Raw genomic sequence first — 8,479 nt, forward strand, 5'->3', positions numbered from 1 at the left:
CTGCGCGCACACGATCGCCGGGCCGTCGGCGCGCGACAGCGCATGGTCGAGCGCTTCCGGATCGAGCCGGCCCTGACCGTCGGCACGCACTCTGGTCGCGGTGCCGGCGCCGAGGCCAAGGAGGCGCAGCGCGGTGTGAATGGTGACGTGCGCCTGCTCCCCGCAGAACACCCGCAGCGCCGGCGCCCCGATCAGGCCGCGCTCCTCGACGTCCCAGCCGACGCGGGCCAGCACCGCGTGCCGGGCGGCGGCCAGACAGGTGGTGTTCGCCGCCTGCCCACCGGTGACGAACCCGACGCTGGCGCCGGCAGGCAGGCCCAGCAGGTCCAGCGCCCACGCCGCGGCGATGTCCTCGATCGCCGAGCCCGCCGGCGACAGTGCGTGGAATGCCGCGCACTGGTCCCACGCCGACACCAGCCAGTCCGCTGCCAGCGCTGCGGGCACAGCTCCACCGACGACGAAGCCGAAGTGCCGTGGCCCGGCGCTGGCGACCAGACCGGGTTCGGCGCCGACCGCGAGGGCGTCGATCACGGCGTCGGGGTGCTCACCGTGCTCGGGCAGTGGTCCGCCCAGAATGTCGCGCACTGCGGCTGCCGGCGATCGGGCGCCGACCGGCCGCGCGTCGAGTCCGGCGAGGAACTCCGTCGCATGCCGCACCGCGGCGTTCAGTCCGGCGGTTCGGTCGGGCATGGCATGACCCTACTCAATGCCGTTCATTGACAACGTGGTTCGCACTCACCCGGCGAAAATGAGGTGCGGCCACGGACGGCGGTGTGGCACTGTCGAACATCATGAGCGACACCGCCGGACCGCCGGTGCCTCGCACGGTCGTCGAGGACGACTGGCGGGCGATGTCCCTGCTGGGCGCCGCCGCCTTCGGCGAGCACTCACACACCGACGCGGTCTCCGCGTGGCGGCACCTGGTCCCCTCCGATGGTGCGGTGGTGGTGGACGACGGCGCCGACGTCGTGGCCCAGTCGATCTATCTGGACCTTCGGCTCACCGTCCCCGGGGGACAGGTGCTGCCCACCGCCGGCATCAGCTGGGTGGCCGTCGCGCCGACACACCGCAGGCGGGGGCTGCTGCGGTCGATGTACGAGGAACTGCACCGCCGGATCGCCGACGCGGGCTACCCACTGGCGGCGCTGACGGCCAGCGAGGGTGGCATCTACGGCCGGTTCGGCTATGGCCCGGCGACGATCGAGCGCGAACTGTCCGTCGACCGGCGCTTCGCCCGCTTCCACGCCGCGGTCCCCGACCCGGGTGGCGTCCGGGTGGTCGACCCGGCCGGGCACCGCGACGACTTCGCCGCGATCTACGACCGGTGGCGACGGCGCACCCCCGGCGGGCTGTTGCGTCCCGCCCCGCTGTGGGACGAGCTGCTGGCCGACCGCGAGGAGTCCCGGCACGGGGCGTCGAAGTGGTTCGCGTTCCTGCACCCGGACGGTTACGCGTTGTACCGGGTGCAGCGGGACGGTCCCACCACCGCGCAGGTGTCGGAGTTGCGGGCGGTCACCAGCGACGCGCATGTGGCGCTGTGGCGGGCGCTGTGCGGGCTCGACCTGATCGAGCGGATCGTCATCGGGTCGCCGCCCGGTGACCCGTTGCCGCACCTGTTCACCGACGCCCGACTGGTGCGCACCACCGCGGCGGCCGACGACCTCTGGGTGCGCATCATGGACGTCCCGGAGGCGCTCGAGGCGCGCGCGTATCGGGGCGACATCTCCACGGTGCTACAGGTCGACGACGGATTCCGCGGCGACGGCGGACGATTCGCGCTGGACATCCGCGCCGGCAGCGCCCGGTGCGCGCCGACGGACGCACCGGCGCAGGTGCACACCGACCTCGACGTGCTGGGCAGCCTGTATCTCGGCACCCATCGCGCGTCGACGTTCGCGGGCGCGAATCGGCTGCGCTGCAGCGACATCGAGTTGTTGCGCCGATTCGACACCGCTTTCGCCGGCGACGCGCCCGCCGAACTCGGCTTCGGCTTCTAACCGCGCAGCGAGCAGTCGCCACACATCGAGCCGGCCGGCGCGCGGTAGAACAGACAGCAGCTCCGGCGCCGGAACCTCATGTCCCCGGCGCTGAACCGCCCCGACCCTGCCAACGGTGTGGATTCCAGGAGCGCGGCCGTCAACGCGACGACCGGGCGGCGCAGGTCCGGCCGTGCCGCGGCCAACGCGGCGGCACTGCCCACGAGCGCGGACGCGATGTTGCCGCGCAGCAGTCCGGGCGCGAGGCGTTCCGGCATACCCGCCGCAAGCCGCTCCAGCTGGCCGCGGACCACGGTGTCGTACAGCCGGGCGGGGGAGCAGTCCTGCGTGCCGTATGACTCCCCGGCGGGGTCGGTGAGACGCAACTGCGAGCCGTTGCGGGCGCGCTGCAGTGACATCAGGTCGGGCAGCACGCCGTGGGCGACCACACACGCCAGCACGGGCGACCACAACCGGGCGGCGTGGCCGAGGTGGACCAGCGACGCGCCGACCCGGCGGTCGTCGGTGCGGTACCGGGTGACGGTCAGGTCGACGAGGTCGGCGCAGCCGTCCCGGTAGCAGTCGGCGATCGGCCGCCAGCCTTGCGTGGCGTCCCGGTCGCCCACCTCGAGCGTGAAGAACATTCCGTAGGACGAGATGTCGGCGAGCGCTGCGCTGATGTTCACGCTGTCGGGGCGGCCCGTCGGCGGTACGACGACGGCGTCTCGCCACAGAACTGGGTGAACGCGCGGGTGAACGAACTCAGGCTGTCGAAGCCGACGGCCGACGCGGTCTCCTGCACCGACTGCCCGGGAGACGCCAGCAGGGCCATCGCCCGCAGCATCCGCGCGTGCAGCAGATAGGTTCGCCAGCTCAGCCCGAGTTCGTCCTGGAACTGCCGCCGCAACGTCCGCTCGGACACCGCGACGGCGCGGCTGACCTGCTCGGCGGTCACCGACTGCAGATGCTCCTTGGTGTAGGCCATCGCCGCGGCGACGATCGGATGGTCCGACGTCGGCAGGCTCAGCGGCGTCTCGTGGTCGAGCGCGTCGGACACCAGGTGCCCGAGCGTGCGGAAGAACCCGTCGGAGACCGGATCGCCGTCCGCTCGGCCGATCGGCCATCGCAGGGCGTAGAGCATCATCTCGCGGATCAGCGGGGACACCGCCAGGATCCGGGCCCGGTCCCCGCCGCCCGCGACGAGCTGCGGGTCGAACATCACCGCGACGGTGCGCACGGCGGGGCTCATCGTCGTCTGGTGCTCCAGGCCGGCGGGCAGCCACGCCGCCTGCTGCGGCGGGACCAGGTGATGTCCGGCCGCGGTCTCCACCTCGACGACGCCGCCGGTCGCGTACTCGATCTGGTGGACGTCGTGCGAGTGCCAGCCGGTGACCAGCTTCTCGCCCTCGTACAGGTAACTGCCACCGAGGGCGCGGCCGCCGCGGCGCAGGTCGACATGGCCGATATTGGCCGGTACGGCCAAACGTGTGGCCGGACGCGCAGAGACGGTCACGGTTTCCGAGGGTACTAGTTGAGTCATGAACACCGACGACCTGATCCTGGTGAGCATCGACGACCACGTGGTGGAACCGCCCGACATGTTCCTCAACCACGTGCCGGCCAAGTACAAGGCCGAGGCGCCGATCGTGGTGACCGACGACAAGGGCGTCGACCAGTGGATGTATCAGGGCAGGCCGCAGGGGGTCAGCGGGCTCAACGCGGTGGTGTCGTGGCCGCCCGAGGAGTGGGGCCGTGACCCCGCCGGCTTCGCCGAGATGCGGCCCGGGGTCTACGACGTCCACGAACGCGTCCGCGACATGAACCGCAACGGCATCCTCGCCTCGATGTGCTTCCCGACCTTCACCGGCTTCTCGGCGCGCCATCTGAACATGCACCGCGAAGACGTCACGCTGGTGATGGTGTCGGCCTACAACGACTGGCACATCGACGAGTGGGCGGGCAGCTACCCCGACCGGTTCATCCCGATCGCGGTGCTGCCGACGTGGAACCCCGAAGCGATGTGCAACGAGATCCGCCGCGTCGCGGCGAAGGGTTGCCGGGCCGTGACGATGCCGGAACTGCCGCATCTCGAGGGGCTGCCCAGTTACCACGACGAGGACTACTGGGGCCCGGTGTTCCGCACCCTGTCCGAGGAGAACGTGGTGATGTGCCTGCACATCGGCACGGGGTTCGGGGCGATCAGCATGGCGCCGAACGCGCCGATCGACAACTTGATCATCCTGGCCACCCAGGTGTCGGCGATGTGCGCACAGGACCTGCTGTGGGGACCCGCGATGCGTAACTACCCGGACCTGAAGTTCGCGTTCTCCGAGGGCGGGATCGGCTGGATCCCGTTCTACCTGGATCGCAGCGACCGGCACTACACGAACCAGAAGTGGCTGCGTCGCGACTTCGGCGACAAGCTGCCCAGCGACGTGTTCCGCGAACACTCCCTGGCCTGCTACGTCACCGACAAGACCTCGCTCAAGCTGCGCCACGAGATCGGCATCGACATCATCGCGTGGGAGTGCGACTACCCGCACTCGGACTGCTTCTGGCCCGACGCACCCGAGCAGGTGCACGCCGAACTGCTCGCGGCGGGCGCCGACGACACCGACATCGACAAGATCACCTGGCAGAACAGCTGCCGGTTCTTCGGCTGGGATCCGTTCAAGCTGACCCCCCGCGACGAGGCGAAGGTCGGTGCCCTGCGCGCCAAGGGCGCGGACGTCGACGTGTCGATCCGGCCGCGCAAGGAATGGGCGCGGCTCTACGAGCAGAAGCAGCTCGCCAAGGCCTGACGGCTCGCGTTTGGCGCACCGCTCCACCGGAAACCCGACGATCATGATCGGGAAACTGCGCTCTGTTGTCGTCGACACCAAGGACCCGCAGGCGCTCGCCGAGTTCTACGCCGGTGTGCTCGGCGGAGACATCGAGGCGGAGGACGAGGACTTCATCGTGCTCACCGAGCGGTCCGGCCGGCGGCTGGCCTTCCAACTCTCACCCGAACACGAGCCACCCGAGTTCCCGGATCCGAGCGGCTCACAGCAGTTCCATCTCGACATCGAGGTCGATGACGTCGACGATGCGCAACGACAGGTGCTCGCGCTCGGCGCGACCGAGGTGGGAGTGGAAGGAAAGGACTTCCGGGTGTACCGGGACCCGGCCGGACACACGTTCTGCCTGGTCTGGGGCATCACCGAGTAGATCGGTCGAAAATGGGTGGCCGGACCGGTATTCGGTGCGGCACCCTGTGACACGTGCTCGACGTCGACGAATTCATCCGCGACGGCTTCGCCAGGCTCGCCGGGGCGGCTCGACGCGAAACCGCCGACGCCGCAAGGGACTTGCTGTGGCGGCAGATCGGACTCTCACCGGATGAACCCGAGAACTGGAACGCGCCGGTGAAATGGGCGGCCGATCTCACCGGTCACGGTCCGTTCGGCGAGATCTCGCGCAGCCCCCGCCTCGCCGACGCACTGGACCTCGTCTGCGGCCGCGGTGGCTGGCTACCGCGGGGGGCGCTCGGCAACATCCCCGTCCGCTTTCCGGCGCAGCCGCCGGCGGAGGACCGCGGCTGGCACATCGACGCCAACACCCCGGCGCCGGACGGATCGTGGGCGGTCAGTGGGAGACCGCACACCCTGCTGCTGCTGACGTTGCTCTCCGACGTGGGGCCCGACGACGCACCGACGCGCATCCGGATCGGCTCACACCGCAGGGTGGCCGCCGCGCTGGGGGACCGCCGATCCTCCTTCGAGGACTCGGCCCCGCTCGTCGACGAGGCGAGCGAGCGATGTCCGGTCGGCTATGCGACCGGCAAGCCCGGCGACATGTACCTGGTGCACCCGTTCACCGTGCACGCCGCCGACGAACACCGCGGCATCACACCGCGATTCATGGCCCAGGCGCCCGTCATGCTGACCCGGCCGCTCACCCCGGGCACGGAGCCGGCGCTGGCCCGGGTCTGGGACTGACGTCTCAGGCGGCGATGACCACCGTCAGATCGTTGTCGTGGCGCTCGACCCGCATACCGGCGCGCCTGGCCACGGCCGCCACCTTCCCGGCGTCGTCGGGCTCTGCCCTGCTACCGCTCAGGACGCGCGCGAGCCGGCCCTTGTGTGCCTTGTTGAAATGGCTGACCACCGAGCGCCGGCCGTCCGCGCGCTCGGAGACGACGTCCACCCGCACCGCGCCGGGCAGCCGCCCAAGCGCCGCATATGATCCCGACCGCAGATCGACGACGAGGTCGTCGGCGGCGAGCTCGGCCAGCAGCGGTTCCAGTGACGGCCGCCAGTGCGCTGCCAGGGTGGCGCGGCCCGGCAGCTTCGAGTCTGCCGACAGCCGGTAGGCCGGCACCTGGTCGTCGGCGCGTAGCAGACCGAACAGCGCCGACCCGACCGTCAGCCGCGCATGAGCTCTCGAAGCCGCTGCGCCGCTGAGCGATCCGATGTCCAATGCGTCGTAGAGCACGCCTGTGTAACGCGCAAGGGTGGGCAGGGTGGGGGCGGTGTACAACGCCGCGTTGCGGTCGATCTCGGCGTCCTGCTTCGCCGAGAGACCCAGGGCGGACCGGGATGCGGTGCGGTCCGCCGCCAGCGCCACCAGGTCATCGACGAGTTCACGGCGCGCCGTGGTCAGCTCGGGGGAGCGCAGTGTCTCGAGCCGCAACGGTGGTCCGTCGCCGCCTGCTCGTTTCGTCTCCGACGGCGGCAGCAGCACGATCACAGCGCAGACGTTAACAACACCCTCGGGGCCATCCTCACAACGGGATACGGCGGGCCCGGCCGGAGTCCGGCCAGACATAGGGCAGGTCGTCGGGCACGTCGGCGAAGTGCGCGCGGTAGTGCGCGGGGTCCTTGCGCACCAGGGCGGACTGGTGGCTGCGGTGGACGTCCTCGTCGCCGAGCCAGGGCGGGAGCTCGCCGGCGGTGGCGAGCTCGGCCTGGCTCCGGACGACGGCCAGCCCGGTGGTCGCGGCGAGATCCGAGCCCAGCGTGCCGGCACACGTGTCGGCGTGGCCCAACAGGCACCACTGCGCACAGACGTCGAGGCCGTAGCGCACCAGCGCTTCCTCGTAGCCGGCCCACATCGCGGCTGCGGGGTGCCGCCGCCAGCCGTAGCCCGGCACGGTGAGTGCGCGCAGCACCTGAATGGTCTCCACCCGTTGTTTGCCCAGGCGGCGCGCGTCGAGCACCGCTGCGGACTCGGCGAACCCCGGGTAGGGCAGAAACGTCTGCACGGCCGCGCGCATACCCGGTGGGCGGACGGCCGACACGCCCCCGGCGATGGCTCAGCCGACCGCCAGCAGCAGTGGCACCCGCTGTTCTGCCTGAGTGAGCGAGCCGTGCTGGCCGACGAGCGATGACTCCATGGGCTCGGCTGTGCGCCGCACGATCGCCGCATCGCCGCGCGCCGCGGCGACGACGTCACCGATGCGTGGCCGCACAGCGTCGGCCACACGGTCACCGAACCAGCCGGCGTCGACCGCCTCGTCACGCGTCACCACCCATGCCCGGTGGCCCAGCGTCTCGCGCCACGCCGCCGTCACCGTGTCGGCCGCCCCGTCGCGCACGTAGACGTGCCGCGCCCGCGCCTCACCGCCGACGGCCGAGACGCCGTCGAGCAGCGACACGGTGGCATCGACGTCGACGACGTCGGCCGGGTCGACCCGCACCATGCCGTGGTCGGCGACCACAGCGAGCAGCCCCCCGGGCGGCAAGGCCTCGACCACCGACTCGACCAGGCGATCGACCTGCCGCAGTTGCATCCGCCATGCCGTCGAGCCCGGGCCGTGCAGGTGGCCGATCAGGTCGAGGTCGCCGTGATAGCCGTAGCAGAACCCGCCGTCGGCGACGGCCCGCTGAATGCCCGCGGCGAGATCACCGAGACCGTGCACGCCGACGTACCGCCCGCCGCGCAGCACTGCGCGCGTCATCCCGGAGTGGGTGAACTGCGCGGCGGAGACCACGCTCACCGCGAACCCGGCCGCCGCGGCGCGCTCGAACGTCGTCGCCATCGGCTGCAACTGCTCCGGCGGCACCTCGTCGCGCAGGTCGGCGCCCCATGGGTGCACGCGCCACCGCAACGGATTGATCAGACCGACGTGCGGCACCCCGAACGAGTAGCCGACCAGCCCGTGTTCACCGGATTGCACCCCGGTGCCCACCGCGGCCAGCCCGGCCACCGTGGTGGACGGGAATCCGACGTCCAGAGTGGGGCCGCGCAGGCCGGCGAGGACGGGCGCATCGGCGGCGTGGGCGTCCAGCAGGTCGGCGCCGAGGCCGTCGATCAGCAGGACGCAGGCACCGGCCACATCATGCGGCAGCGGTATCCGGCGGTCGAAGCCGGCGACGTTCATCGCCGCCAGGACCGAGGGCACCACGTCGGCGAGGTGCGCGCGGGCCGGGTCCGGTCGCGGCAGGTCCACGTCGGTGAGCCTGCCACAGCAGGACCGGCCCGGGCGACGGTGTTATGCGGCGACCACAGGTGCGGGCGGCGGC

10 protein-coding genes are annotated in these 8,479 nt (G+C 71.4%); 4 read left to right on the forward strand and 6 right to left on the reverse strand.

Annotation, left to right across the window (positions count from 1 at the left end; all coding sequences use genetic code 11):
• A partial coding sequence (locus tag Q2100_RS17665; protein ID WP_302915113.1) for a pyridoxal phosphate-dependent decarboxylase family protein occupies positions 1–690 on the reverse strand: 690 nt, incomplete at its 3' end.
• 101 nt (positions 691–791) lie between these two features.
• Here Q2100_RS17665 and Q2100_RS17670 point away from each other — a divergent pair.
• Positions 792–1,997, forward strand: coding sequence for an enhanced intracellular survival protein Eis (locus Q2100_RS17670; protein ID WP_302915114.1), 1,206 nt, complete (start codon positions 792–794; stop codon positions 1,995–1,997).
• Here Q2100_RS17670 and Q2100_RS17675 read toward each other — a convergent pair.
• Together Q2100_RS17675 and Q2100_RS17680 are read right to left on the reverse strand one after the other, a co-directional pair.
• Positions 1,994–2,662, reverse strand: coding sequence for a (2Fe-2S)-binding protein (locus Q2100_RS17675; RefSeq protein ID WP_302915115.1), 669 nt, complete (start codon positions 2,660–2,662; stop codon positions 1,994–1,996). The genes Q2100_RS17670 and Q2100_RS17675 overlap by 4 nt on opposite strands.
• Positions 2,659–3,489, reverse strand: a complete 831-nt coding sequence (locus Q2100_RS17680; RefSeq protein ID WP_264014193.1) for an AraC family transcriptional regulator — start codon at positions 3,487–3,489, stop codon at positions 2,659–2,661. Before Q2100_RS17680 ends, Q2100_RS17675 begins: the two co-directional genes overlap by 4 nt.
• 25 nt (positions 3,490–3,514) lie before the next feature.
• On the opposite strand from Q2100_RS17680, the gene Q2100_RS17685 reads away from it, so the two are divergent.
• From Q2100_RS17685 to Q2100_RS17695, 3 genes are read left to right on the forward strand one after another with little or no spacing between them, the layout of a single operon-like run.
• Positions 3,515–4,777 (forward strand): amidohydrolase family protein, encoded by a 1,263-nt coding sequence (locus Q2100_RS17685; protein WP_264014194.1) that lies wholly within the window; start codon positions 3,515–3,517, stop codon positions 4,775–4,777.
• A 43-nt stretch (positions 4,778–4,820) separates the two neighbouring features.
• Positions 4,821–5,183: a VOC family protein gene (locus Q2100_RS17690; RefSeq protein WP_302915116.1), complete on the forward strand. Its 363-nt coding sequence runs from the start codon at positions 4,821–4,823 to the stop codon at positions 5,181–5,183.
• A 53-nt stretch (positions 5,184–5,236) separates the two neighbouring features.
• Positions 5,237–5,953, forward strand: a complete 717-nt coding sequence (locus Q2100_RS17695; protein ID WP_302915117.1) for a phytanoyl-CoA dioxygenase family protein — start codon at positions 5,237–5,239, stop codon at positions 5,951–5,953.
• 4 nt (positions 5,954–5,957) lie between these two features.
• Here the strand turns inward: Q2100_RS17695 and yaaA are convergent, their stop codons facing one another.
• The 3 genes from yaaA to Q2100_RS17710 are packed head-to-tail and all read right to left on the reverse strand — an operon-like array spanning position 5,958 to position 8,406.
• Positions 5,958–6,704 carry a peroxide stress protein YaaA gene (yaaA, locus tag Q2100_RS17700; protein WP_302915118.1) on the reverse strand — a complete coding sequence of 249 codons (747 nt, stop codon included), beginning with the start codon at positions 6,702–6,704 and terminating at the stop codon, positions 5,958–5,960.
• 34 nt (positions 6,705–6,738) lie between these two features.
• The gene (locus Q2100_RS17705) at positions 6,739–7,218 is read right to left on the reverse strand and encodes an MSMEG_6728 family protein (protein ID WP_302915119.1); all 480 of its coding nucleotides are present in this window, start codon (positions 7,216–7,218) and stop codon (positions 6,739–6,741) included.
• Positions 7,219–7,269: 51 nt separating this feature from the next.
• Positions 7,270–8,406 carry an alkaline phosphatase family protein gene (locus tag Q2100_RS17710; protein ID WP_302915120.1) on the reverse strand — a complete coding sequence of 379 codons (1,137 nt, stop codon included), beginning with the start codon at positions 8,404–8,406 and terminating at the stop codon, positions 7,270–7,272.
• Between the last annotated feature and the right edge of the window lie 73 nt (positions 8,407–8,479).

Origin of the sequence: Mycolicibacterium arseniciresistens, assembly GCF_030519285.1 — a bacterium.
GTDB lineage: Bacteria > Actinomycetota > Actinomycetes > Mycobacteriales > Mycobacteriaceae > Mycobacterium > Mycobacterium arseniciresistens.

Excerpts from the sequence above, each read along its gene's own strand:
- Q2100_RS17670 (WP_302915114.1), top strand. The coding sequence starts at position 792 with ATGAGCGACACCGCCGGACCGCCGGTGCCTCGCACGGTCGTCGAGGAC.
- Q2100_RS17685 (WP_264014194.1), top strand. The coding sequence starts at position 3,515 with ATGAACACCGACGACCTGATCCTGGTGAGCATCGACGACCACGTGGTG.
- Q2100_RS17690 (WP_302915116.1), top strand. The coding sequence starts at position 4,821 with ATGATCGGGAAACTGCGCTCTGTTGTCGTCGACACCAAGGACCCGCAG.